Genomic DNA, 23,585 nt, shown 5'->3' with positions numbered 1-23,585 from the left:
TTTCAAACCGGGCTTTTTATTTTATGCCATACGACGCAGGGTATCGTCTTTTCGAATAAAGTGATGATAGAGAGCGGCACCAATATGACCAACCACCAAAATGGCAAGTACGATAGCTAATATTGAGTGTAACTCGCCGATGTCATGTGCCCACTGTACTTTATCAGCTGGCTTTTCGATGAGTACCTGACCAAATACTTTCACCGGATAACCATGACCGTGAATATAGAGTGCGCCGAGCGGTGGCATGGCAATCAGGCAGAAGTACATGATGCCATGAACCGTTTTTACCAGTTTACTGTTGGCACCTTCAATAATTGGCCGTTGGTTTTTTTGTTTCATGCTCCATAACAAACGCAATATGGCGAGAATCATAATGATTGCACCTATCGAGACATGATAGGGACCGAATGTATCCCCCAACCAATGTTTACCATCGTTAATACGGTCAGCAAATTTGAAGAATTGCTGGAAAACCAGAACAGCCACTAACCAGTGGAAAAAACGGGTGATACTTCCGTAACGGTCTATTGAATCATTTATCATTTCTCTCTCCTTTGTGAAAACCATCGCTAGGACAGAATTATCAATAGGGATGTTCCGATTATTCGGTTTTTTTGTTAAAGAGACGATTGAATAATTTTGTCTAGCTGGTTGGCAAATTGCATTCTGTCACGATGATTAAATGCGTTTTGACCGCCAGTATCCACACCACTTGAACGCATGGTATCCATAAAATTACGCATGGTGAGACGGGCGGCAATATTACTTTTATCCATTAACTCACCACGGGGGCTGAGACAGATGCCACCGCGGTCGATGACATCATTGGCAAGTGGAATATCAGCCGTAATGACTAAGTCTTTCGCCTGAACACGGCTGGCAATTTCATTGTCGGCCATATCAAAACCGGAGGCGACCTGAATAAACTGGATCTGGTTATCTGCCGGTACCTTAATAGCGTGGTTAGCAATAAAGGTAAGTGGTAGCGAGGTGCGTCTTGATGCCCGAATCAGGATTTCTTTGATAACAGCCGGACAGGCGTCTGCATCGACCCAGATATGCATTACTGCTCCTGATCAGATTTATTGAGTGTACGTTTTTCTTGTCTGACTTTGATATGAAGTGCTGCCTTTGCCATCAAATGTGCACTGACCGGGGCTGTGATAAATAAGAATAAGGTGACAAGGATTTCATGCAGGCTGATATCACCTGTTTTCACACTGAAATGAATAGCCGAAGCGACCAGCACTGCACCAACGCCGAGTGTGCTGGCTTTGGTGGGCCCATGTAAACGCATATAAAAATCAGGTAGCTTAAACAAACCTAATGAGCCAACCAGTGTGAAAAAACCACCCAGAACAATCAGAATAGATAATAAAATTTCTAACATGGCTTATTCCATAATGTCGCCGCGAAGCAGATATTTACTGAGCGCGAGTGTGCCCATAAAGCCCATTAGGGCAATCAGCAAGGCGGCTTCATAATAAAGATTACTTCGCAGAAAAATGCCCAGCAGGATAAGCAGCGCAATAGAATTGATATAAAGCGTATCCAGAGCCAGGATTCTATCTGGCACGCTAGGACCGATAAGAAGACGATACAGGCTCAATAAAAGAGCTGTACAGACCATAACACAGGCGGTAATGATGGCGATATTCAGCATTAGTTGAAAATCTCCTTTAACGGTTTTTCAAAGAGCTGTTTGATTTCATCAATGGTGCTTTGGGCATCATCAATATGTAGGGCATGAATCAACAGGCTTTTCTGATCTTGAGACAAGTCACAGGTGACCGTGCCAGGTGTCAGTGAAATAGTATTGGCAAGAATACTGATAGCTAGCGGTGAGGTTAAATCCAGCGGGACTTCAACAAAGCCGGGTCTCAGTCTGTCTGAAGACATCAGAATTAAGCGCGCGACATGAATATTGGCAATAATGATTTGCCAGAGCACGGAGGCAAAAAACTTCACCATTAGCCATGGTCGACGGACACTGATGCGTTCTTCCCAGAACCCGGCACTAAACCAGGGAATAAAGATTGCGAGAAGTCCTCCCAAAATCATCTGACCAGCAGAAAGGGTATTGTTCAGTAATAACCAAATGACCCATAACGCTAGGGTCAGAAAAGGATGAGGAAAGCATTTACGCCACATCTTATTTTCCTCCCTGATAGGCTGGCTGGCTCATCACCGCATTGATATAACTTTGATGATTGCTGAGTTGTGAAGCCACGCTTTGGGTAAATTCAGAGATGGGCCCGGCAGCGATGACTAACACAGGACTGGCGAACACTAAAATTAATGCCATAGCCGTGGCACGAAGATTTAACTTCTCACCATCGTCATCCAGAGAGCTGTCTACCTGATAAAACAGGATCGAGCCGGATCGCGCCATTGCCATAATCATCAATAAACTACCCACCAGAATAACGGCATAAATCCAGGTACTGAAAGCACTGCTCATCGCGGCTTCCAAAATCATAACTTTGCCAATGAAACCCGACAACGGTGGCATGCCGACAATAGCAATCGTGGTAATGAAAAAGATAGAACCCAGGAAAATAGCCTGTTTGATAGGGGCGCCTGCCCGTAATCTATCTGAATAAGAGCCTCTTGCTCTGGCTATGATGTCTGCCAATAGGAATAAGCCAGCACCAATCAGCGTGGAATGAATAAGGTAATACAAAGTGGCAGCCATAGCATCCGTGGTGTTAATACCGATACCGATTAATAAAGTGGCTACCGAGGCGAGAATCAGAAAAGCTGTTTGTTCTTTTAATGAACGAGCGGCATATACACCCAAAACGGCCATAGCCAATGTTACCAGCCCAAGCGTTAATACCACATCGGCATGCAGCCCAGCTAAGTCACCTGCTTGCTCTGAAAATAAGGTGCCGTGAACCCGAATAATGGCGTATAAACCCACTTTGGTCATAATGGCAAATAAAGCAGCTACCGCAGCTGACGTATTTGCGTAGGCTCCGGGCAGCCATAAATAGAGTGGGAATATGGCCGCCTTGATGCCAAATACCACCAGAAGCAGCAGGCCAGCTGCTGCGACAATACCCTGGTCCATCGAATCCAATTGAGCGATATGTGTCGACATATCGGCAATATTGAGTGTACCCAAAATGCCGTATAACGTACCAACCGCAAACAAAAACAAGCTGGAACCGACCAGATTAATCACTACATAGTGCAGTCCGCCTTTGGTACGCAGACGACCGCCGCCATGCAGCAATAAACCATAAGAAGCTAATAACAATACTTCAAAGAAGACAAACAGATTAAATAAATCACCTGTCAGAAAAGCCCCGTTTAATCCAAACAGTTGTATTTGATATAAGACATGAAAGTGTTGCCCATTTTTGTCGGTATTCTGACTGATGGCATAAGCGAGGGCAACAACGGCCAGAATAGAGGTCAGCAATACCATCAGGGCTGACAGTTTATCCAGTACCATCACAATGCCAAACGGTGCTGTCCAGTTACCCAGTAAATAAACAGAATAGCCACCACTATTAGCAATGGAGACCGTATAAATACTCAGTAAGAGTAGGGCAACTGTAAAAAACAGACTGAGTAGGCGTTGTAAGGCTATTCCTTTAGGGCGGGCAAATAGGGTCAATATACCGCCTAATAAGGGTAAAAGAATGAGCAGGATAGGAAGCTGAGACAGCATCATTTTGATTGGCCTCCAGCTGTTTTCTTCTCTTGTTCCTCAGCCACATAACTCATGCCATCGACATGGTCATTACCCAATTCGCTACGCGCCTTTAAAGCCAGAACAATAAGAAATGCCGTCATACCAAAGGCAATCACAATCGCGGTTAATACCAGTGCCTGAGGTAGTGGATCGGTATATTTTGTTGTTTCAACAGAAATAATGGCGGCTTCGCCAATCTGTAAACGGCCCATGACGAATAAAAATACATTAACGGCATAGGAAATCAGTGTTAACCCGAGTACCAGAGGAAAGGTACGGGCGCGAAGCACAAGGTAGACACCACATGATGTCATGACACCTATCGCGATGGCGACTAACCACTCCATCTATTTTTTCTCCTGTTGAGCTAAACTGTGTGATGCATGACTGAGCTTACCCAGTTCGACCAGAATGAGGACAGTGGCGCCGACCACAACGAGGAATACCCCCAAGTCAAAGATCATGGCGCTGGCGATTTCAAATTTACCGACAATCGGCCACTTCAAATATGTGAAGGTGGTGGTCAGGAATGGGTAAGACAAGAACATAGCGGCCAAACCAGTGACAAAGGCAGCGGTTAAACCGAGAGCAATCACCTTATGCATATCCACTTTAATTCTGGCATTGGTCCAGGCAATACCGTTAGCAAGATATTGTGAAATCAAAGCCACAGCAGCAATTAAGCCTGCGATAAAGCCACCCCCTGGCAAATTATGACCACGCAGGAAAATAAACACCGCCACCATTAACATTAATGGGAACAGCAATCGGGTCAGTGTTTGCATAATTGGAGGATGGGGATCATGGCTCCATCCACGACCGTCTATATCACGCAGTGGTGCTGGGAGTTTCAGGTTTTCCAGTAAAGCAAAAATACCCAGGCCAGCAAGCGCCAGTACCACGATTTCACCTAATGTATCAAAGCCACGGAAATCGACCAGAATGACATTGACCACATTCGTACCACCGCCTCCCGGTTTACTGTTCTCAAGGAAGAAACCTGAAATGGTGCTGTAGTCACGCGTCATTACCGCCATAGCTAATAACATCACCGTGACACCGGCAGAAACAGATAAAACCAAATCACGGGTCAGGCGTTTATGACTTCTTTCCTGAGGACTGTGCTGAGGCAAGAAAAACAGAGCCAATAAAAGAAGCACAATGGTGACAACTTCGACTGATAACTGAGTTAAGGCTAAATCAGGTGCTGAGAATTTCACAAAACCCAAAGATACGATCAAACCAATAACACCGATAATAATGAGTGCTACCAGTCGGTTATGGTGCATCACAGCCGTTAGAATGCTCGCCACAACCAGAATACCAACTTGGATCATGGTAAGTAGGTTAGCATCCAGTAAGTTTCTGTCACCAAACAGTGGACTATCAAATTGTAAAAAGCCATATAAGGTCGCAGCGACACCGGATAACAATACCCAGCTGATGGCATTTTGTAAGGAACCACGATCGAATAGACGACTGATTTTACCGCTCGATACTAATAAACCATGTGTGACCCGGTTGAATAGTGTTTTCGCATCCAGACGGGGTAGATTTGTATCATGCCAACGGAATAATTTTTCACGGTAGAAATAAACAATGGCGCCGAAAACCAAAGCAATAAAACTCATCAATAAAGGAATATTAAAGCCATGCCAGATGGCCAGACTATAGTCCGGCGGTACACCTTGCAGACTGGCCGCCACAGCCACACTCAAAATAGGGGCTACAATCAACATGGGTACCATACCGACACCCAGACATAGCAATACCAGAATATCGACGGGTATTCTCATAAAGCGTGGGGGTTCATGCGGTGTTTTAGTTAATCCCTGAGGTTCACCATTAAAGAAGACGTCGTGGATAAAACGCAGTGAGTAAGCGACTGAGAACACAGCACCAAAGGTTACGATAATAGGGATTGCCCAGCTTAATGTATGGTGATCCGTAGCCGTCAGCGCCTGTTGGAAAAACATTTCTTTACTTAGAAAGCCGTTCAGCAGTGGTACACCGGCCATGGCGGAGGCTGCAATCATCGCCAGTACGGCAGTATGCGGCATATATTTCAATAAGCCATTTACTTTACGCATATCGCGGGTGCCACACTCATGATCAATAATACCTGCCACCATGAATAATGACGCTTTAAAGGTGGCGTGATTAATAATATGAAAAATCGCGGCGACAGCAGCCAGTTTGGTACTAAAGCCAAATAACAGGGTAATCAAGCCCAGGTGACTTATGGTTGAATAAGCTAAAAGGCCTTTTAGATCATGTTTGAAAAGGGCCGTGTACGCACCTAATACCATAGTGATCATACCGGCACCACCTACCAGCCAACCCCACGCTTCAGTACCTGACAGTACTGGAAACAGTCTTGCCAGAATAAAAATACCGGCTTTGACCATGGTGGCTGAGTGTAAATAGGCTGATACAGGTGTGGGGGCTGCCATGGCATGTGGCAGCCAGAAATGAAATGGGAACTGTGCTGATTTGGTAAAGACGCCTAACAGAATCAAAACCAAGGCTGTCAGGTAATGTTCATTTTGACGAATCAGGTCGCCCGAGGCTAAGACATCGGTCAGATTAAAACTACCGACCATATTGCCAATCATTAACACACCAGCCAGCATAGCCAAACCACCGGCACCAGTGATCGTCAGCGCCATTCGGGCGCCATCACGTGCGTCCTGGCTGTATTGCCAGTAGCTAATCAATAAAAACGAAGTAAGCGAAGTTAATTCCCAGAAAATGACCAGCTGAATTAAATTTTCTGACAGCACAATGCCTAACATTGAGCCCATAAACATAAGTAAATAGGCAAAAAAACGGCCCATGCAGTCCTGAGCCGATAAATAATAGCGTGCATACAAGATGACCAGTAGGCCAATCAGTAAGATCAAAAAGCTAAACAGCAGAGAGAGGCCATCAAGACGGAATGCAAAATCTAATCCGAGCGTAGGTAGCCATGACCAGCTTTGAATTAAGGTTTCATTGTTAAAAGGAATATGCACCGCTGGCATTAATGTCAGCAGGGATAAAAAGGTGACAGCACCCGCGACCCAAGCTGAGGCGACACGATTGAATCTAGCAGCCCATGCGGCAATCGGTGCGCCTAGAAAAGGTATCAGAGCAACTAAAGGTAAGTTGAACGTCAATAAATTCATTGATTTTCCTGTTATCTAACGGATGCTCGTATACTGTATTTATACATGAAAAAGCACTGTCGAGCAGTGCTCGACAGTGCTTTTTTATTCATTAATGGCCAAACGTTATTTTGATTGTGACACCATATAATCAACAGCTGCCATGACAGCCTCGTCACTCAGGTCAGCACGACCGCCTTTTGCCGGCATCATATTGAAACCTTCAATAGCATGTTTGTGCAAAGTATCCATACCTTTTTCAATACGTGGCGCCCAGTCTGCAGCATTACCGATTTTTGGCGAGCCCATTAATCCAGCACCGTGACATGCAGCACAAACCTGTGTCACGATTTGTTGACCGGGTCCACCCGCAGTGTCAGATTCTTCTTCAGCGGCTGGGGCTTGTACTGCAGGCGGTTCACCGATGTTAACTTCAGCAACAGGTTTGATGCGTTCAGCAACAGCATCTTCTTCCATACTGGCAGGGGCTGTAGCGTCTTTTCCTAATTCGAGGGAGTTATTCAGGATGATTAACACTAAACCGTAAAGTGCCAATATGGTGACGATACTACCGATAAAAAATTGACCAGATTTCTTATTCATTACTAACCTCTGCTGATTTTAAATAATGGCGATGATTATACGGTTAACGAACACGCTGCGCTACGAAAAGCGGCAGAAAGGATTAGTCCTCTATAGCAGAAAGGCTTATTTTCCCTATCGTTCTAGCCGTCAATAATAACTGATGAGCTTGCTCAATATTACTGGCAGAAATCGGCCCCAATGTTTGTTTGTGAGTACATTTGAGTATTTTATTCTCAAGCATTTCGGAGACTTTATTGAGGAGATGGTGTTGCTCGATCATATCGGCTGTCTGGTACATCGGTCTGGCAAACATAAACTCCCAGACGATGCCTGCACTTTTATTTTTTAATTTATCAATATTGTGATGCTGCTGGCTGGTGACAACAAAACAAATCAGACCTTGAGGGGCTATTAGGTCAGTTAACTCTTCGTAATATGGATCAGTATCAGCCAGACATAAAATATAATCAGGCGCCGGAATATTTAATGTTGAATAATGTTCACTTAATTGCTGGTGATTAATCACATGATCCGCACCCAGTTCATAACACCAGTCGATGGATTCCTGACGTGAAGCTGTAGCAACCACATTCAGCTGGCCCACCTGTTTAGCAAGTTGAATAGCAATTGAACCCACACCACCGGCACCGCCAACAATTAGGATCGTTTTGCCTTTATCCAGCTCCGCTCGAATTCGCATTCTTGAGAATAATGCCTCCCAGGCGGTAATACTGGTGAGAGGCATTGCTGCTGATTGTTCAGCACTTAAGTTTTTGGGCGCTTTACCAACAATACGTTCATCCACTAACTGGTGAGAAGCATAACAGCCGTCGCGGGTCACATCACCCGAGTAGAAGACTTTATCACCGGTTTTGAATAAGTCGCACTCACTGCCTGTATCGATAACGGTGCCACATGCATCCCAGCCAATGATTCTGGCTTGCCCAACCCCATCACCCAGACTGGCTTTTATTTTTGTATCAACCGGGTTGACGGCAATCGCATCAATTTTAATCAACAGATCGCGGCCTTTTGCTGTTGGTGTTTCCCGTTTGATGAATTGTGCTTGTCCATTGGCTTGGAAAAATCCGTAGGCTTTCATATCGCTATTCTCCGTGATGCATTAAGACATTGATGAATTGATAGAGTGAATTAAGTTGATCTGAGTTTATGACAATAATTGTTTAAGCGTGTTTAGATAGGTTTCTTCTGATGGTGGAATACCATCTCGTTGTGCTTGCCATATGGATTCAGCCAGACAGTCCATCATCAGATGGTCACAGTGGTGCTGATCCTGTTTGATAACCAGTAATTGCCGATAAATTTCACGAATACCAGAGGGTCTGTCCGTTTGGATTTGCTCATGCAATGCCAGATGTAATCCCATATGCAAAAATGGATTGGTATCACCTGCTTCCACAAAATAGTCCTGATGGATGTTTTCTGGCTGGTTAAATAGGGGGTGATATTCTGGGTGTAGTTCTATGATATGAGCGATGTATTTCTCAAGCTCAGATAAAGGCTGGCCTGAGTGACTTTTTGCCCAGACATCAAAATAGACTTGTCTGATTTCTTGTCTGTTTTGTCCAAACATCATGACACTGAGAGTGACTGACGACGTTGCTGATCGCGGTAGTAGTCACAGTATTGAGTAACACAACATGTGTCACATTTCGGTTTACGTGCCAGGCAAACATAGCGACCATGCAGAATCAGCCAGTGATGCGCATCTAACAGATATTCTTTGGGGACGACTTTCATCAGCTTATCTTCAACGGCTTTAACGGTTTTACCTTTAGCCAGACCTGTTCTGTTGGAGAGTCGAAAGATATGTGTATCAACGGCAATAACCGGGTGTTTAAAAACGGTATTCAGAATGACGTTTGCTGTTTTACGGCCAACCCCTGGTAACGCTTCAAGTGCTTCTCTGTTTTCCGGTACCTGGCTGTTATGCTGCTCAATCAGTATTTTGCAGGTTTTAATGACATTTTCGGCTTTGCTATTGAATAAACCAATGGTTTTTATGTACTGCTTTAAACCGTCTACGCCGAGGGCCAGAATTTTTTCGGGGGTATTGGCGACGGGGTAGAGTTTGTCGGTCGCCTTATTGACACCCACATCGGTGGCCTGAGCAGACAAAATAACCGCAATCAATAACTCAAAAGGCGAAGAATAATTGAGTTCAGTGGTAGGCGCCGGATTGTGTGCTTTTAGCGTGGCAAAAAAGTCACGCCGTTGAGCCTGATTCATTTTAGCTGCTCGTAGCCACTTCAGCCGTAGCTTCTACTTGGGCTGTTTGTTGTTTACTGAGTCTGGCATCAATGACATTTTTTAATGCGACGATTAATCCCAGACCAATAAATGCACCAGGTGGTAACAAGGCCAGTAAAAAACCGCGGTAATCATCAATCACTGTGATGCTGAAATTTTTCGCTACATCACCAAACATCAACTCTGCCTGAGAGAAAAGTGTGCCCTGGCCGATAAGTTCACGCATGCCACCTAATACAACTAATACTGCAGTGAATCCTAAGCCCATCATTAAGCCATCAAGCAGGGCGGGACCCACAGAGTTTCTGGCAGCGAAGGCTTCAGCCCGACCAATAATCGAACAATTCGTCACGATTAACGGAATAAAAATGCCCAGGATTAGGTACAGATCATGAAACCAAGCATTCATTGATAATTCGATAATGGTCACAATCGAGGCAATGATCATCACAAACACGGGGAGTCGCGCTTCATCAGGAATCTGATTTCTCAATAAAGAGATAAAACCGTTGGAGGCAACCAAGGTTAATATCGTCGCTAAGCCTAATCCTAAACCGTTGATGACAGTATTGGTGACGGCAAGAAGGGGACATAAGCCCAGCAACTGTACCAGCGCTGGATTATTCTTCCACAAGCCTTCTTTAACTATTTGGTAATAAGGATTCATGATTTTTCCTCATTTTGGGCAAATAATGCTTCACGATGATTTTTAAAATATTCTAGTGAGGCTTTAACAGCTTTGACTACGGCCCTTGGTGTAATGGTGGCCCCGGTGAATTGATCAAAAGCCCCGCCATCTTTTTTGACTTTCCATTTCGCTGATGAAGGATTTTCTAATGACAAACCTTCAAACTGCTTAATCCAGTTTGAACGACTGGCATCAATTTTATCACCCAGTCCCGGTGTTTCTTTGTGATTAATAACACGGACACCAGCCAGAGTACCATCGTTATAAATCCCCACTAACATTTTAATTCGACCCGAGTAACCATTAGGAGCAACAACGGTCAGCACAACCGCCACCGGTTGGTTCTGTTTACGGGCACGGTACACTTGTGTAGTTTCTTCCGTACCGAGCTCTTCGGTTTTAGGCAGTGCTAGAGTGTCTTGCAAAATAGCATTATCGTATTGCTCATGCGGTATTAAGGTGTTTATCGCATCCAATAATGCCTGGCGTTCATTTTCCTTGATTTGCTGACGAGTATTTTGCTCTGTAAAAGCCACCATGGTGGTTGCCACGATAGCAAAAAGACCAAGAACGGCGCCTACTCTTAATACATGTTTTTTGAAATCAGCCATTATTTCGTGGCCCCGTAGACTTTGGGTTGTGTGTAATAATCGATCAAGGGTGCCAGCATATTCATTAATAAAACAGCAAAAGCAACACCATCAGGATAACCACCCCAGACACGAATAATGTAGGTCAACGCGCCAACCCCAGCGCCGAATACTAATCGACCTTTAACTGTGGTGGAACCGGAGACAGGATCAGTGGCAATAAAGAAAGCGCCAATCATGGTGCCACCGCTCATCAAATGAAATAGGGGTGACCCCGTTATTTCTGGTGCGAATAAATAGGTAACGCCGCTCAACACAAACATCGTCCCAATCATGGCAACAGGCACATGCCAGCTGATAACGCGACGATATAGAAGATAGAGCCCACCAACGGCAAACCAGATATTGATCCATTCCCAGCCAAGTCCACCTAAGCTGCCAAACAGGTTCTGATTCACAATATAAGCGGGTGCAATCGATTGGCCTATCTGGGTTTTCATGGTATCTAGTGGCGTGGCACCGGACACGGTATCAGCAACCCAACCGGCATTGGTCTGACCATAAAAAATCAATTGAAAGGCGGAATGTAAGTCAAGGGGGTTATCTGTCAGTGATTTAACAGGTAACCAGGTTGTCATTTCAAGGGGGAAGGAAACCAGTAACAATACATAACCTATCATCGCCGGATTAAACGGGTTATATCCCAGGCCGCCATATAGGTGTTTGGCAAACACGATCGCAAACAAAACGCCAGTGACGGTCAGCCACCATGGCGACAGTGGCGGGATAGCCACGGCCAGCAGTATGGCGGTAACGGCAGCACTACCATCTGTAATAAACGGTTTAACAGGACGTTTGCGAAGCTTTAATAAAATGGCTTCCGCTAATAAAGCGACCGTCAGCGCCAGACTGATATTGATTAAAACCGCTGGGCCAAAGAAATAGACCATAGCGGCTATCGCTGGAATCATCGCAAAGATGACTTGCAGCATTTGGATGGTGACGCGGTTAGTGCCTGCCAAAAATGGCGGGCTCATTCGGAATATCGCCATTTTTACTCTGTCTCCTTATTATCCGCGTCAGCGGTTTCTGCAGTCTTTTCCTGTTCTTTTTTGGCTTTTGAGGCTGCTAGAGCGGCTTTACGCTGACGTTGACGTTCTTCTTTTTCGCGTTGTTCACGTTCTAACCGTGCCTGACGCGTTTCAAAACGATCTCGGGCAAGATCTGATTTTTTGCGTTCACGCTCCTGATTCATAATCTCAGTTTTGGCAAAGCGGAAATAAGAAACAAGCGGAATTTTACTTGGGCAGACATAATCACAGCAGCCACACTCAATACAATCGAATAAATTGTAATCGCGGGTCTGGTCAAAATCTTTTGCGCGTGAATGCCAATAGAGTTGCTGAGGCAGTAAGCTGGCAGGGCAAGCACTTGCACAATCTCCACAACGAATGCATGGCAAGGGTTCTTGTGCCGGAGCAGCATCATCTACACCAGCAAGAATACAGTTTGCTGTTTTTGTCACTGGCAGGTTATCACCTGACAAGCTAAAGCCCATCATCGGCCCACCAAGAATAAAGGCTTCATCCGGTTCCCGTTTCGTTTCGGCGTAAGCTAAAACTTCTGAGATAGGGGTACCGAACAGGGTTTCAAAGTTACCGGCATGGGTCACATCTTTACCGGTGACCGTCACGATTCTTGAAATTAAAGGTTCGCCGTGGTGAATAGCACGACCCACCGCATAAGCCGTTCCCATATTGTGGCTAACAATACCTAAATCGATAGGCAAACCATTGCTGGGGACTTCTTTACCCGTTACCACTTGAATAAGCTGCTTTTCACCACCGGTTGGATAGCGTGTTGGAACAACAACGAGCCGGGTATTTTGCAAATGTGGTCGAGATGCTAAAGCCAGTTCCATCGCTGAAATGGCTTGCGGTTTATTATCTTCTATCGCCAGGATGACTTCGCGAGCCCGAAGTGCATATTGCATGATTTCGACGCCATCTATAATGCCGTCAGCCCGTTCACGCATCAGCATGTCATCGCAGCTGATATAAGGCTCACATTCTGCCCCATTCAGTAGAAGTGTTTCGACGGTATGGTGCACGCCGGGGTTGAGCTTGATAAAGCTAGGGAAGCCCGCGCCGCCAAGTCCCACAATGCCAGCATCGCGTACAATTTGACGAATCTCATGGGCAGAAAGTGAGCGGTAGTCTTTTACCGGATGACGTTCTACCCAGCAATCTTCCCCATCTGTTTCGATGGTGATGCAGGGTGCTGTCAGACCTGATGGATGCGGAATAGGCTGATCTTCAATAGCGATAATGGTGCCTGAACTTGGCGCATGTAAACAGACCGAAACATGACCATCGGCGCGAGCAATTTGCTGACCTTTAAGCACCTTGTCACCCACTTCGACAATAGGAATGGCGGCACTACCAATATGCTGTTGCAGCGGTAAGGTCAGCCTTTTAGCTAAAGGTGTTTTACGGATAGGTGTTTGCGTTGACCGCTTTTTATGACCGGGTAATTTCAAGCCACCTGGAAAAGAACCTAAGGTTTTTGTCATATTCTTTCTCCACGCTCCAGTTGGACGTGAGAAGGATCTGGCCAGCGCCAGGTATTGGGATTAGGTGTCATTTCAACCATATCAATACAATCCACCGGACAAGGCTCTAAGCATAGTTCACAACCCGTACACTCATCGGCGATAACCGTGTGCATATGTTTTGCTGCACCCAAAATCGCATCGACAGGGCAGGCTTGAATACATAAAGTACAGCCAATACAACGTTGTTCATCAATCACCGCAAGCATTTTGGGTTTTTCGACGCCACATTCTTCATCAAGTGGTTTTGGTTCAACATCCAATAGATCGGCAAGCGCTTGAATGGTGGATTCGCCACCAGGCGGGCAACGGTTAATATCCACTTCACCGGCAGCAATGGCTTCAGCATAAGGCCGGCAACCAGCAAAACTACATTGACCACATTGAGTTTGAGGAAGAATTTTATCGATCTGGTCGACAATTGGATCGCCTTCAACTTTGAATTTGACCGATGCAAAGCCTAATAGCAAACCGAGAATCAACGCCAGAAGCGTTAAAGCAATTACTGCAGTCAACATGGGCTTATCCTTTCACCAGTCCGGTAAAACCCATAAAGGCCATAGACATCAGGCCTGCGGTAATAAGCCCGATAGCAGCACCTTGGAAAGGAACAGGCACATCGGCTGCAGCAAGACGTTCACGCATACCCGCGAAAATTATCAACACCATTGAAAAACCTAAAGCCGCCCCAAAACCATACAGCGCTGATTCAATAAATCCATGTTTTTCTTGGACATTCAGCAAAGCAACACCCAGTACGGCACAGTTAGTTGTAATCAATGGTAAGAAAATACCTAGTACCTGATAAAGCAGAGGACTGGTTTTGTGAACGACCATCTCAGTGAACTGAACAACTACAGCAATAACGAAAATAAAACTGATGGTACGCAGGAATTCAATACCAAATGGAGCAAGTAAATATTCATTAATCAGATAGCTACTGATCGATGACAGTGTCAACACAAAGGTTGTGGCAAGCGCCATTCCCATAGCTGTTTCAAGCTTACGTGAAACCCCCATGAAAGGGCATAGTCCCAGGAATTTGACGAGGACAATATTATTGACCAGTATCGTACTTATGAGTATGAGGGCATAATCTGCCATTTAATAACCTACTGATTTTCTCAGGAATTAGTTGTCATTTCAGCACGGATTTATTTCGGCTGTAAACGGTAATCAGTAATTATAGCTTAAAAAGCATGAATATCGAAGCTATAGCAACGATATTAATGCGTTATCTGTGAGCAACTTATCAGACAAATCAACAATGATGTTACGCATCAATATGGTTTACTGTTCTCGACGTTGCCGAACTGCCTGAGCCAGCTCTCTGAGAAGATCTTCTGTGTTGTCCCAAGCCATACAAGCATCTGTAATACTTTGTCCATAGACTAACTCTTTACCTGTCTCGGCATTTTGTCGGCCAGCGACCAAGTTACTTTCTAACATTAGTCCGATGATTCGTTTCTCTCCAGCGGCAATCTGGATGGCGACTTCACGGCACACGGTTTCTTGTTGAATATGATTTTTGCCACTATTGGCATGACTACAGTCGATCATGATTCTGACATCTTGACCTGAACGAGTAATGACTTCGGCGGCAGCATTAACACTGTCGTTGTCAAAATTAGGTTCACGGCCACCACGTAAAATAATGTGACAGTCAGGGTTGCCAGTAGTGGAGAAAATGGCGGAACGACCTGCTTTAGTCAACGACATGAAATGATGAGGTTTTGAAGCCGAAAGACAGGCATCGACAGCAATTTGCACTCCACCATCGGTCGCATTTTTAAAGCCAACAGGGCAGGAAAGACCGGATGCAAGTTCACGATGAGCCTGACTTTCAGTGGTTCTGGCGCCAATGGCTCCCCAGGAGACTAGATCAGCGATATATTGTGGGCTGATTAAGTCAAGATATTCTGTGGCTGAGGGTACTCCCATCTCAGCAAGATCCAGAAGTAACTTGCGGGCGATGTGAAGTCCATCGTTGATTTTGAAGCTGCCATCAAGATACGGATCGTTGATCAAACCTTTCCAACCAACGACTGAGCGCGGTTTTTCAAAATAAACTCGCATGATGATTTGTAAGTCATCTTTAAGTTCTTCGATTAAAGGTTGGAGTCTTGTGGCATACTCACGAGCAGCAAGAGGATCGTGTATAGAGCAAGGACCAACGATGACTGTTAAGCGATCATCGCGTTTGTGCAAAATATCCTGTGTCGCTTTACGAGCATGGAAAACTGTTTCCGATGCCTGATCGGTAATGGGTAATTCCTCATGAAGTTGAGCCGGTGGGATCACTTCTTGAATGCCAGTGATTCGCAGATCGTCTGTGCTGTAGAGCATGGTATCTATGGTATCGATGAAATAAACACAGAATTGTAACCGCTGAAGGCGTTTTGTGCTATCTCAAGCATGTAACAAATAATGATGAGATCCTTCAAACGTGGGTTCGGAACCTGTGGCACACTATATGCAGAAAAACTTATGACTACGGAATAAGTCAAATATATGGCGTTAAGGTTTGGAAGAAAGGATCAACTATGCGGCTGGTAGAGTCATTTAAGCAGGGTCAAGAAAAGCTTGAGTCAATCAATTCAGAAATAAAGAATCGAGTAGAAACAACACTAAAAAGCTGGCCGGAAACCATTAATAAAAAAGTCTCTGATATCCGAAACTTCTCCCTGCCATGGACACAATACTTCCATTTCTTTCATGATAGTGAAGAGCCTGTTATCAATGATATCGAAACGGCTCCTAAGTTAAGTGAGAAGTTTACCGATTTACACAGACGCATTGAGTCGAATCTGGGTGTTGAAAATTACATCGGAGAGTGGTTTCTGGTTGATCAACCTTGTATCGACCAGTTTGCACAGGCCACCGGCGATCATCAATGGATTCACACCGATCCACAAAAAGCGAAAAATGAATCACCTTTTAAATCAACTATTGCCCATGGCTTTTTGACACTATCCTTGATTCCGAAATTGACCGATACCGTTAACCCAGAAAAAAATGACTACCCTGAAGCCAGAATGCTGGTCAATTATGGGATGAATAAAGTAGTTTTCCCTTCACCAGTCAGAGCTGGCAAGCGCATACGGGCTCGAACTCGTATTATTGCTGTAACACCGCTTAGGCGTGGTTTGGAATTAGTGCGTGAAGTCACAATTGAAGTGGAAAATAGTAAGCGACCAGCCTGTATAGCAGAAATGTTATTACGCTTATATGAATAACAAAAAAGGCGGTTTTCAATCACCGCCTTTTTATTTTACTGATCTGTAATTTCGATCAGAACATTGCACTATTCAGCCAGAGATGAACATAAATACTAGCGGCATAACCCAGAGCAATAGCCCATATCCACTTGATATGGGAGAAGAATGTGTAAATGCCTCTGGCTTGACCCATCACAGCGACACCTGCTGCAGAGCCAATTGATAACAGAGAGCCACCGACACCAGCTGTGAGTGTTACTAAGAGCCATTGTCCCTGACTCATATCAGGATTCATTGACAGTACGGCGAACATCACCGGAATGTTATCAACAATCGCTGAGACAATACCGACTAAAATATTCGCGGTAGTTGGACCTAAATCCCCATACATCAGCTGTGAACCAAGGTTTAGGTAACCAATTGTTCCTAAGCCACCGACACATAGAATGATGCCGTAAAAAAACATCAACGTGTCCCATTCTGCTCGTTCAACCTGTTGGAAAATATTAAATGGTTTGCGTCGATCTAAACCTTCCACTTTGACACCTGCTGAGCCTTCTGCATCTGATGTCGTATTGATAAAGGTGCGTCTGTCACGCATTTTTAGAGTGTAACCATAGAGTTTCAATAAACCTAGTCCTGTCATCATGCCAATAACTGGCGGTAAATGAAGGAAATTATGTGCACAGACGGCCATTGTGATGGTGACTAAAAACAAGCCAATAACAACAAGAGCACCTTCCTTGAGTTCTGCCGCATCTGAATTAGCTTGGGGTTGTCCGTTTTTTATCGCCAAAGACATTAAAAATGCTGGTATAAACCAATTCACTACAGAGGGAATAAATAATTTAAAGAACTCCTGAAATTCGACCATACCTTTTTGCCAGACCATTAAAGTAGTGATATCACCAAATGGACTAAAAGCACCGCCCGCATTGGCTGCAACAACAATATTGATACAGGCGACAGACACAAATTTGATATTGGTACCACCTACGGCCATAACAACCGTCGCCATTAATAAGGCGGTGGTCAGGTTATCTGCAACTGGCGATATAAAGAAGGCAAATAGTCCGGTGATCCAAAAGATACTTCGTAAAGAAAAACCTTTATTGATTAACCAGGCGCGGAGACTGTTAAATACGCCGCGTTCTCCCATGGTGTTGATATAGGTCATCGCTGCCAACAAGAACAATAATAACTCGCCATATTCTTCCAGGTTATGGCGAATCATTAAGCCTGCTGTGTGGTGATATTCTGAGTCGGGTTGTTGAGCGTAAATAAGTGCAATCAATCCCCATATGACACCCGCTGCCACCATCACAGGCTTGGATTTTCGCATATGAATTTCTTCTTCAACGATGACCAAAGCATACGCAACTACAAATAAGAAGATAGACACATAACCCACCCAATGAGAGGTCAGATCCAGCAGCTTGGCATTTTCTGCAGCAAAAGCAGAGTGGGGTAATATTAAAAAAGTGGCAAAACTAAGCAGGAGCCATGAGCGTCCTTGGAGAAATGATTTCACGACTAAAATCCTTATGAATGACGAGACTCGGCAATAATACGCCCGAAAACAACGTGAACAAATGTTTATTAGTTAACGACGCTATCGTGAAATCCTTTAGAGGCATCTGCCACCAGATCAAAAACATGATTAAAGCCATTTTGACCACCGTAGTAGGGATCGGGCACATCAGATTCTTCACGTTGCGGCGCATAGTCTAAAAACATTTTGACTTTGTGTTTGTAAGCATCAGGACAGGCATTTATCAAAATCTGATAATTACTACTATCCATAGCTAAGATGTAATCAAACTCTTCAAAATCTGCCTGATTAAATTTTCGGGCACGGATGTATGACAGATCGATTCCACGTTGTTTTGCTGTTTGTTGAGCCCGGCTGTCAGGTTCTTCACCGACGTGATAAGCATGGGTACCCGCCGAGTCAATCAGAAAACGGTCGCGCGTACCCAAATCCTCCGTTAATTTTGTGAATACCCCTTCAGCGGTTGGTGAACGACAAATATTACCCATGCAGACAAAAAGTACTTTTATTTGATTCATTGTTTATTTCTTTTGCTTAACTAGTGAAAAAATTCAGATTTAGGATTAATGAAATCAATCAATTATCGATTTAAATTTCAGAAAGAAGCTGGTCTATCATTGACTCAGCCTGACCCATATAACCACCGCCAAATAAATTGAGGTGATTCAGAATATGGTAGAGGTTATACAAGGTTTTACGTGTTGCATAGCCTGAGTCGACAGGATAGATAGCATTGTATGCAGCAAAAAAATCCCGGCCAAAGCCACCAAATAATTCTGTCATCGCCAAGTCAGTTTCACGGTCGCCATAATAGCAGGCCGGGTCGAAAATAACGGGTTGTCCAAGATCATCAGCTGCCGCATTTCCACCCCATAAATCACCATGCAACAGTGATGGTTGCGGGTGGTGGTTCTCAAGCAGTTTGTCCAGGTTATCAAGGAGTTTTTCACCATGAGATTGTAGACGACCTGTGTAACCATTTTGAGCTGCAAACTTCAGCTGTTGCCCTAAACGATGTTCGCGCCAGAACCCTAACCAATGGTGATTTTGATCATTGATTTGTGGTGTGCTGCCAATCGTATTATCCATTTGCCAGCCAAAAAAGGGCTGTTTTACTTTGTGCATGTGGGCCAGCTGTTCACCCAGTGTGATATTGCCATCGCCGCGTAAACTTCTAAGTGGAATGTATTCCAAGACCAAATAACTGTGTTGATGATTTGTTCCTTGGCAGATGACCTCTGGAACCCGAATGCTTTTAGTCGCTGACATCTCTTGCAAGCCAAGTGCTTCGGCTTCAAACATTAGCGATAAAGAAGGCTGATTCACCTTTATAAAATAAGCTTGCTGTTCTGTTTTTAGTTGAAAGGCGCTATTAATACAACCACCACCGATACTGTTCAGTTGATATGGCTGAAGACTCTGATTGGTGGTCGATTCAATATGTTCAACAATGGAGTCGAGCTGTGCCATTATTTTTCCTTACCAGATTTGAAAAAAGAGTTAGCTGCTATAGCTAAGGATATGAGCTAAGCACTGAGGCATCAAGTTTTACATGGTTGAGCATACGTTATGAAAATGTGAATAGTGCGTGCAGAACACGATGAAAGAACCATCAACCATATGGATTGTCCGTTTTTTTATCTGTCATTGCTATGTAAGCTGAACAGTATTTACGGATGGCATAAGGAGTTTGTCTATGGCTATGAATCCAAAACAACGAGTAGCACTGCATGCAGCCAATTTAGTTGAGCAGAATATGATAGTGGGATTGGGCACTGGTTCCACCGCCAATTTCTTTATTGAAGCTCTGGCAAAACGCTGTAAGACTGAAAAACTAACTATTCATACCGTGAGTAGTTCTGCGATTAGTGAGATTAAAGCGCGTGAAGCGGGATTGCCCGTGCTGTCTATTGCAGAACTTGATGCGCTGGATATGTATGTGGATGGTGCCGATGAGGTCACACCGGATCTTACTTTATTGAAAGGACGCGGTCAGGATTTAGTGAATGAAAAATTGTTAGCTTCAGCAGCGGATCAATTTTTTGTTTTAGTTGATGAGTCAAAACTGGTCGAGCATATCGGACAAAACTTTCCGATTCCGGTGGAAGTCATGCCTCAGGCATGGCGTTTGGTTCTGACCCAGCTTAAACAACAAGGTGGTCAAGGCCAGCTTCGACTAAATGCCTCGGGGGATAATGTTGCTGTTACAGCAAGTGGTAGTCTGGTGCTTGATATGCAATTTAAACAAATGGATAGCTTAGAGCTAACCATGATTCTGGATACCATTCCCGGCATAGTCGAGCATGGGATTTTCAGTGACACCGCATCAGCCATTTTTATTGGTGGTGAATTTGAGGTGGAAGAACACTGGCGATAACGTTAGCCATCAGTGAATGAGAAAGGGGAGTGAAACTCCCCCAACTCAAATATTTGTGATGTTGCTTAGGATTTTTTTAGTTCATCCAAAATGGTTTCTGCTTTAGATTTACCAAACTCGCCTGAGCCTTCAACGCCGATATAAGTCACCACACCATCTTTCAGGATGCAGGCAAAGCGATAACAACGTACACCCATTCCTCCGGCAGTTAAGTCTCTATCTAAGCCCATGGCTTTGGTCAGCTCGGCACTACCATCAGCCATCATTCTGACCTTGCCTTCATTATTTACTTGTCGGCCCCAGGCGCCCATGACAAAAGCATCGTTAACAGCCATGCACCAGATTTCATCGGCGCCAGCCGCTTTGATCTCATCTGCTAATCGGATAAAGCCAGGTAAGTGTTCTTCAGAGCAGAGTGGGGTGAATGCACCCGGAACACCGAAAAGAACAATGGTTTTTCCTTCAGTCAATGATTGAACATTCTGTGGTTGAGGGTTGACAGGGCAGCCACTGCTCGCCGAAAAATCAACACACTCAGAAAGTGTCGCTGCGGGAATTTTCTGTCCAACTTCGATTGTCATAATTGCTCCTTAATCCGTTATTTTTATTTACAGGGTGTCTAGCATAAGGCAATCGCTGACAGATAAAAACACTATGAAACATGCGGTTTTATGAGTTTGGAATTGTGCTGTCGAGTCGATATCATGGTGATCACTAAATTGAATTAAAGGGATATAAACACATGGCTGAAAAACAATTACGCTGGGGAATTTTAGGTGCTGCTCGTGTTAACGAAAAACTACTGCCCGCTATTGTTGAAGCAGCTAATGCGGAGCTGGTAGCTATTGCCAGTCGTCGTCCTGGGGCGGCGGCAGAAGTGTTGCAAAAACTGGCACCACAACAAACGTCGGTAGAAACGCTGGATGATCCGGAAGCATTACTTTCTCATCCAAATATTGATGCCATCTATCTACCGATGTCGAATGAAGAACATGCCGAGTGGGCACTCAAAGCCATCAATCATGGTAAACATGTGTTGATCGAAAAACCGATGGCGCTGACAGTAGCCGATATTGACGCCATTGAAGCCGCTGCAAAAGCAAATAATGTAACAGTCATGGAAGGCTTTATGTATATCTTCCATCCTCAGCATGAGTATGTAAGACAGTTAATTAATGACGGCAAGGTCGGTGACGTGCGTACGGTAAAAACGGCGTTTGCATTCCCGATGAAACCAGCGCGAATGTATCGTATTGATCGTGATATCAATGATGGTGGCGGTGCTATGTGGGATATTGGTCCTTATGCCATTCATACGGCAAGATTGTGGTTTGATAATGAGCCTGTCGCTGCCATGGCAATGGCTAAGCTTAATGACAGTGGTGCTGATGTTAGCTTAAGCGGGGTGTTTGATTTTGATGATGGTAAGTTTGCTCACTTTGAAATGAGCTTTGAACATGCCAGACGAAGTGAATATGAAATTATTGGTACCAAGGGTGGCATTAAATGTCACACCGTTTGGCAACCTGAAACTGAAGAAGCCACGATTAGCTGGTGGAATGATGAAGAAGAACAAACCGTATTAATACCAAAGGCTAATCATTTTAACCTGGAAATAGAACACTTCTCTGGTTGCATCTTAGAAGGGAAAGCCCCCAAACTGTCATTAGCTGATGCCAGATATAATTGTGCCGCAATTTGTGCTGCCATTGCCTCCGTTCGACAGTCAAAAAAAATCTACATTGATTGAGTCTATGAAGTAAATTGCAAATCCCTCACAGCACCATTTAGTTGAATAGTAAAAATTTTCAAACATAAACGAACATTTGTACATGCACTTTTAATTAAGGCCTAATTAATGGTAGGGTAAATTAACAACAATGTTTGTTGTTATATATAACTTGTTGTCTATGTACTTTCGTACAATCAATTCAACAGTTATCTCGACTCAACACATTCGTGATGGGTTGTTATAGCCAAACTTGTCGTGAGGCAAGGACGGAAAGTTACAGATCTTTAATCTTTACAAAGATGGCTGAGCTGCATTGCTTTGTAACAATCAAGGAGTACCAGATATGAAACAAGCGATGCTATTCACAATAGCTTTATTTGCTACAACATCAATTAACGCAGCTACACTAACTATTCAGCCTACAGGCTCAACTAATGCCACTCAGACAACGTCTGTAGATACGGGAACCACGGTATTGGGTAGTGGTACAGTTACTAGTGGTGACGAACCATGGAGTTCTACCTACGACGTTACTACAACGGATGATACATCTACCGTTATTGAGTGGTCATTTAACCCAGTAGCGGCACTCACTCAAGCTACTCTCTCGTTTGATAATGGTGTTGACCCTGTCCAAATATTTGATATTTCAGGCGATTTCAGGTTCACAGGTTTACTCTATGCTGGAACAGTTGCCTCTATTGACCTACTCAACGGCAATAGAAATGTATTCAAATATGATGTCTCACTTCAGTCCGTTTCTGAAGTGCCTGTTCCTGCTGCATTTTTTCTTCTAGCACCGGCCTTATTAGGCTTTATTGGCCTTCGTAGAAAAAGCGCACTTTAGTGTGGAAGGTCTGAACCATCTGATGGAAGACATTTCGATATCTAATTTAGATGTCGAATGTCAGCAAAAAGCCGTGGTTGATACTACGGCTTTTTTATTGTGTAAGCGATTTGAATCAAGACGAATGAGTTTGTAGAACTTTCATCTGGAATTCACAGTTACTACTATGTTTTCGTTCGCTGGCTTTAGCGGTAAAAAATATCAACTAAATTGGACAGACTTAAAATTCACAACCAGTTCACAGTTTTATTGTGATAATGTT

The 23,585-nt window shown here is 44.2% G+C and carries 27 protein-coding genes and 1 riboswitch; of the genes, 4 read left to right on the top strand and 23 right to left on the bottom strand.

What is annotated here, in order from left to right; all coding sequences use genetic code 11:
- Positions 1-21: 21 nt before the first annotated feature.
- The 19 genes from AC13DA_RS07280 to AC13DA_RS07190 all read right to left on the bottom strand — a co-directional run bounded on the left by AC13DA_RS07280 (position 22) and on the right by AC13DA_RS07190 (position 15,943).
- Positions 22-546 (bottom strand): cytochrome b, encoded by a 525-nt coding sequence (locus tag AC13DA_RS07280; RefSeq protein ID WP_007146392.1) that lies wholly within the window; start codon positions 544-546, stop codon positions 22-24.
- 74 nt (positions 547-620) lie between these two features.
- Complete coding sequence (locus AC13DA_RS07275) at positions 621-1,067, bottom strand: YaiI/YqxD family protein (RefSeq protein WP_284450756.1); 447 nt, start codon at positions 1,065-1,067, stop codon at positions 621-623.
- The gene (locus tag AC13DA_RS07270; RefSeq protein WP_284450757.1) at positions 1,067-1,393 is read right to left on the bottom strand and encodes a Na+/H+ antiporter subunit G; all 327 of its coding nucleotides are present in this window, start codon (positions 1,391-1,393) and stop codon (positions 1,067-1,069) included. Before AC13DA_RS07270 ends, AC13DA_RS07275 begins: the two co-directional genes overlap by 1 nt.
- Before the next feature lie 3 nt (positions 1,394-1,396).
- The gene (locus tag AC13DA_RS07265) at positions 1,397-1,666 is read right to left on the bottom strand and encodes a K+/H+ antiporter subunit F (RefSeq protein ID WP_007146389.1); all 270 of its coding nucleotides are present in this window, start codon (positions 1,664-1,666) and stop codon (positions 1,397-1,399) included.
- Positions 1,666-2,154: a Na+/H+ antiporter subunit E gene (locus tag AC13DA_RS07260; RefSeq protein WP_284450758.1), complete on the bottom strand. Its 489-nt coding sequence runs from the start codon at positions 2,152-2,154 to the stop codon at positions 1,666-1,668. Before AC13DA_RS07260 ends, AC13DA_RS07265 begins: the two co-directional genes overlap by 1 nt.
- 1 nt (position 2,155) lies before the next feature.
- A complete protein-coding gene (locus AC13DA_RS07255; protein ID WP_284450759.1) occupies positions 2,156-3,685 on the bottom strand; it encodes a monovalent cation/H+ antiporter subunit D in 1,530 nt (509 codons plus the stop codon).
- On the bottom strand, positions 3,682-4,053 hold the full coding sequence (locus tag AC13DA_RS07250) for a Na+/H+ antiporter subunit C (RefSeq protein WP_284450760.1): 372 nt from the start codon (positions 4,051-4,053) through the stop codon (positions 3,682-3,684). The genes AC13DA_RS07255 and AC13DA_RS07250 overlap by 4 nt, the downstream gene beginning before the upstream one ends.
- The gene (locus AC13DA_RS07245) at positions 4,054-6,873 is read right to left on the bottom strand and encodes a monovalent cation/H+ antiporter subunit A (protein WP_482945858.1); all 2,820 of its coding nucleotides are present in this window, start codon (positions 6,871-6,873) and stop codon (positions 4,054-4,056) included.
- 105 nt (positions 6,874-6,978) lie between these two features.
- Positions 6,979-7,455: a c-type cytochrome gene (locus AC13DA_RS07240; protein ID WP_284450762.1), complete on the bottom strand. Its 477-nt coding sequence runs from the start codon at positions 7,453-7,455 to the stop codon at positions 6,979-6,981.
- Between the two features lie 82 nt (positions 7,456-7,537).
- The gene (locus AC13DA_RS07235) at positions 7,538-8,539 is read right to left on the bottom strand and encodes a zinc-binding alcohol dehydrogenase family protein (protein ID WP_284450763.1); all 1,002 of its coding nucleotides are present in this window, start codon (positions 8,537-8,539) and stop codon (positions 7,538-7,540) included.
- Positions 8,540-8,605: 66 nt separating this feature from the next.
- Positions 8,606-9,031, bottom strand: coding sequence for a DUF1841 family protein (locus AC13DA_RS07230; RefSeq protein ID WP_348638096.1), 426 nt, complete (start codon positions 9,029-9,031; stop codon positions 8,606-8,608).
- Complete coding sequence (gene nth / locus AC13DA_RS07225; RefSeq protein WP_284450765.1) at positions 9,031-9,687, bottom strand: endonuclease III; 657 nt, start codon at positions 9,685-9,687, stop codon at positions 9,031-9,033. Before nth ends, AC13DA_RS07230 begins: the two co-directional genes overlap by 1 nt.
- Before the next feature lies 1 nt (position 9,688).
- Positions 9,689-10,375, bottom strand: a complete 687-nt coding sequence (locus AC13DA_RS07220) for an electron transport complex subunit E (protein WP_007146380.1) — start codon at positions 10,373-10,375, stop codon at positions 9,689-9,691.
- Positions 10,372-11,007 carry an electron transport complex subunit RsxG gene (rsxG, locus tag AC13DA_RS07215; protein ID WP_007146379.1) on the bottom strand — a complete coding sequence of 212 codons (636 nt, stop codon included), beginning with the start codon at positions 11,005-11,007 and terminating at the stop codon, positions 10,372-10,374. The genes AC13DA_RS07220 and rsxG overlap by 4 nt, the downstream gene beginning before the upstream one ends.
- Positions 11,007-12,038, bottom strand: coding sequence for an electron transport complex subunit RsxD (rsxD, locus tag AC13DA_RS07210; protein WP_284450766.1), 1,032 nt, complete (start codon positions 12,036-12,038; stop codon positions 11,007-11,009). The genes rsxG and rsxD overlap by 1 nt, the downstream gene beginning before the upstream one ends.
- 2 nt (positions 12,039-12,040) lie before the next feature.
- Entirely contained in the window at positions 12,041-13,558 is a 1,518-nt protein-coding gene (rsxC, locus tag AC13DA_RS07205) for an electron transport complex subunit RsxC (RefSeq protein ID WP_284450767.1), read from the bottom strand.
- Positions 13,555-14,115 (bottom strand): electron transport complex subunit RsxB, encoded by a 561-nt coding sequence (gene rsxB, locus AC13DA_RS07200; RefSeq protein WP_007146376.1) that lies wholly within the window; start codon positions 14,113-14,115, stop codon positions 13,555-13,557. Before rsxB ends, rsxC begins: the two co-directional genes overlap by 4 nt.
- Positions 14,116-14,119: 4 nt before the next feature.
- Entirely contained in the window at positions 14,120-14,701 is a 582-nt protein-coding gene (gene rsxA / locus AC13DA_RS07195; RefSeq protein ID WP_040576593.1) for an electron transport complex subunit RsxA, read from the bottom strand.
- Positions 14,702-14,887: 186 nt separating this feature from the next.
- A complete protein-coding gene (locus AC13DA_RS07190; RefSeq protein ID WP_284450768.1) occupies positions 14,888-15,943 on the bottom strand; it encodes a 3-deoxy-7-phosphoheptulonate synthase in 1,056 nt (351 codons plus the stop codon).
- A gap of 197 nt (positions 15,944-16,140) precedes the next feature.
- On the opposite strand from AC13DA_RS07190, the gene AC13DA_RS07185 reads away from it, so the two are divergent.
- The gene (locus tag AC13DA_RS07185) at positions 16,141-16,833 is read left to right on the top strand and encodes a MaoC family dehydratase (RefSeq protein ID WP_273181215.1); all 693 of its coding nucleotides are present in this window, start codon (positions 16,141-16,143) and stop codon (positions 16,831-16,833) included.
- 55 nt (positions 16,834-16,888) lie between these two features.
- On the opposite strand, the gene nhaD is transcribed toward AC13DA_RS07185, so the two are convergent.
- The 3 genes from nhaD to AC13DA_RS07170 all read right to left on the bottom strand — a co-directional run bounded on the left by nhaD (position 16,889) and on the right by AC13DA_RS07170 (position 19,837).
- Positions 16,889-18,346 carry a sodium:proton antiporter NhaD gene (gene nhaD, locus AC13DA_RS07180; RefSeq protein ID WP_284450769.1) on the bottom strand — a complete coding sequence of 486 codons (1,458 nt, stop codon included), beginning with the start codon at positions 18,344-18,346 and terminating at the stop codon, positions 16,889-16,891.
- 68 nt (positions 18,347-18,414) lie between these two features.
- Positions 18,415-18,885, bottom strand: coding sequence for a low molecular weight protein-tyrosine-phosphatase (locus AC13DA_RS07175; RefSeq protein ID WP_007146371.1), 471 nt, complete (start codon positions 18,883-18,885; stop codon positions 18,415-18,417).
- A 70-nt stretch (positions 18,886-18,955) separates the two neighbouring features.
- A complete protein-coding gene (locus tag AC13DA_RS07170) occupies positions 18,956-19,837 on the bottom strand; it encodes a fructosamine kinase family protein (RefSeq protein WP_284450770.1) in 882 nt (293 codons plus the stop codon).
- A gap of 226 nt (positions 19,838-20,063) precedes the next feature.
- Here AC13DA_RS07170 and rpiA point away from each other — a divergent pair, with 226 nt between their 5' ends.
- Entirely contained in the window at positions 20,064-20,744 is a 681-nt protein-coding gene (gene rpiA / locus AC13DA_RS07165) for a ribose-5-phosphate isomerase RpiA (RefSeq protein ID WP_284450771.1), read from the top strand.
- 65 nt (positions 20,745-20,809) lie between these two features.
- On the opposite strand, the gene AC13DA_RS07160 is transcribed toward rpiA, so the two are convergent.
- Positions 20,810-21,325, bottom strand: coding sequence for a peroxiredoxin (locus tag AC13DA_RS07160; RefSeq protein ID WP_007146368.1), 516 nt, complete (start codon positions 21,323-21,325; stop codon positions 20,810-20,812).
- A 161-nt stretch (positions 21,326-21,486) separates the two neighbouring features.
- On the opposite strand from AC13DA_RS07160, the gene AC13DA_RS07155 reads away from it, so the two are divergent.
- Both AC13DA_RS07155 and AC13DA_RS07150 read left to right on the top strand, forming a co-directional pair.
- Positions 21,487-22,494, top strand: a complete 1,008-nt coding sequence (locus tag AC13DA_RS07155) for a Gfo/Idh/MocA family protein (RefSeq protein WP_284450772.1) — start codon at positions 21,487-21,489, stop codon at positions 22,492-22,494.
- A gap of 215 nt (positions 22,495-22,709) precedes the next feature.
- Positions 22,710-22,792: riboswitch (cyclic di-GMP riboswitch) on the top strand.
- Between the two features lie 27 nt (positions 22,793-22,819).
- Entirely contained in the window at positions 22,820-23,323 is a 504-nt protein-coding gene (locus AC13DA_RS07150) for a hypothetical protein (protein WP_284450773.1), read from the top strand.
- Positions 23,324-23,585: the final 262 nt, after the last annotated feature.

The organism is Methylophaga sp. F-2 (genome assembly GCF_056859315.1).
Note: the sequence above shows the minus strand (reverse complement) of the source record. Positions and strands in the feature narration are given on the sequence as shown.

Excerpts from the sequence above, each read along its gene's own strand:
- AC13DA_RS07280 (WP_007146392.1), bottom strand. The coding sequence starts at position 546 with ATGATAAATGATTCAATAGACCGTTACGGAAGTATCACCCGTTTTTTC.
- AC13DA_RS07275 (WP_284450756.1), bottom strand. The coding sequence starts at position 1,067 with ATGCATATCTGGGTCGATGCAGACGCCTGTCCGGCTGTTATCAAAGAA.
- AC13DA_RS07270 (WP_284450757.1), bottom strand. The coding sequence starts at position 1,393 with ATGTTAGAAATTTTATTATCTATTCTGATTGTTCTGGGTGGTTTTTTC.
- AC13DA_RS07265 (WP_007146389.1), bottom strand. The coding sequence starts at position 1,666 with ATGCTGAATATCGCCATCATTACCGCCTGTGTTATGGTCTGTACAGCT.
- AC13DA_RS07260 (WP_284450758.1), bottom strand. The coding sequence starts at position 2,154 with ATGTGGCGTAAATGCTTTCCTCATCCTTTTCTGACCCTAGCGTTATGG.
- AC13DA_RS07255 (WP_284450759.1), bottom strand. The coding sequence starts at position 3,685 with ATGATGCTGTCTCAGCTTCCTATCCTGCTCATTCTTTTACCCTTATTA.
- AC13DA_RS07250 (WP_284450760.1), bottom strand. The coding sequence starts at position 4,053 with ATGGAGTGGTTAGTCGCCATCGCGATAGGTGTCATGACATCATGTGGT.
- AC13DA_RS07245 (WP_482945858.1), bottom strand. The coding sequence starts at position 6,873 with ATGAATTTATTGACGTTCAACTTACCTTTAGTTGCTCTGATACCTTTT.
- AC13DA_RS07240 (WP_284450762.1), bottom strand. The coding sequence starts at position 7,455 with ATGAATAAGAAATCTGGTCAATTTTTTATCGGTAGTATCGTCACCATA.
- AC13DA_RS07235 (WP_284450763.1), bottom strand. The coding sequence starts at position 8,539 with ATGAAAGCCTACGGATTTTTCCAAGCCAATGGACAAGCACAATTCATC.
- AC13DA_RS07230 (WP_348638096.1), bottom strand. The coding sequence starts at position 9,031 with ATGTTTGGACAAAACAGACAAGAAATCAGACAAGTCTATTTTGATGTC.
- nth (WP_284450765.1), bottom strand. The coding sequence starts at position 9,687 with ATGAATCAGGCTCAACGGCGTGACTTTTTTGCCACGCTAAAAGCACAC.
- AC13DA_RS07220 (WP_007146380.1), bottom strand. The coding sequence starts at position 10,375 with ATGAATCCTTATTACCAAATAGTTAAAGAAGGCTTGTGGAAGAATAAT.
- rsxG (WP_007146379.1), bottom strand. The coding sequence starts at position 11,007 with ATGGCTGATTTCAAAAAACATGTATTAAGAGTAGGCGCCGTTCTTGGT.
- rsxD (WP_284450766.1), bottom strand. The coding sequence starts at position 12,038 with ATGGCGATATTCCGAATGAGCCCGCCATTTTTGGCAGGCACTAACCGC.
- rsxC (WP_284450767.1), bottom strand. The coding sequence starts at position 13,558 with ATGACAAAAACCTTAGGTTCTTTTCCAGGTGGCTTGAAATTACCCGGT.
- rsxB (WP_007146376.1), bottom strand. The coding sequence starts at position 14,115 with ATGTTGACTGCAGTAATTGCTTTAACGCTTCTGGCGTTGATTCTCGGT.
- rsxA (WP_040576593.1), bottom strand. The coding sequence starts at position 14,701 with ATGGCAGATTATGCCCTCATACTCATAAGTACGATACTGGTCAATAAT.
- AC13DA_RS07190 (WP_284450768.1), bottom strand. The coding sequence starts at position 15,943 with ATGCTCTACAGCACAGACGATCTGCGAATCACTGGCATTCAAGAAGTG.
- AC13DA_RS07185 (WP_273181215.1), top strand. The coding sequence starts at position 16,141 with ATGCGGCTGGTAGAGTCATTTAAGCAGGGTCAAGAAAAGCTTGAGTCA.
- AC13DA_RS07175 (WP_007146371.1), bottom strand. The coding sequence starts at position 18,885 with ATGAATCAAATAAAAGTACTTTTTGTCTGCATGGGTAATATTTGTCGT.
- AC13DA_RS07170 (WP_284450770.1), bottom strand. The coding sequence starts at position 19,837 with ATGGCACAGCTCGACTCCATTGTTGAACATATTGAATCGACCACCAAT.
- rpiA (WP_284450771.1), top strand. The coding sequence starts at position 20,064 with ATGGCTATGAATCCAAAACAACGAGTAGCACTGCATGCAGCCAATTTA.
- AC13DA_RS07160 (WP_007146368.1), bottom strand. The coding sequence starts at position 21,325 with ATGACAATCGAAGTTGGACAGAAAATTCCCGCAGCGACACTTTCTGAG.
- AC13DA_RS07155 (WP_284450772.1), top strand. The coding sequence starts at position 21,487 with ATGGCTGAAAAACAATTACGCTGGGGAATTTTAGGTGCTGCTCGTGTT.
- AC13DA_RS07150 (WP_284450773.1), top strand. The coding sequence starts at position 22,820 with ATGAAACAAGCGATGCTATTCACAATAGCTTTATTTGCTACAACATCA.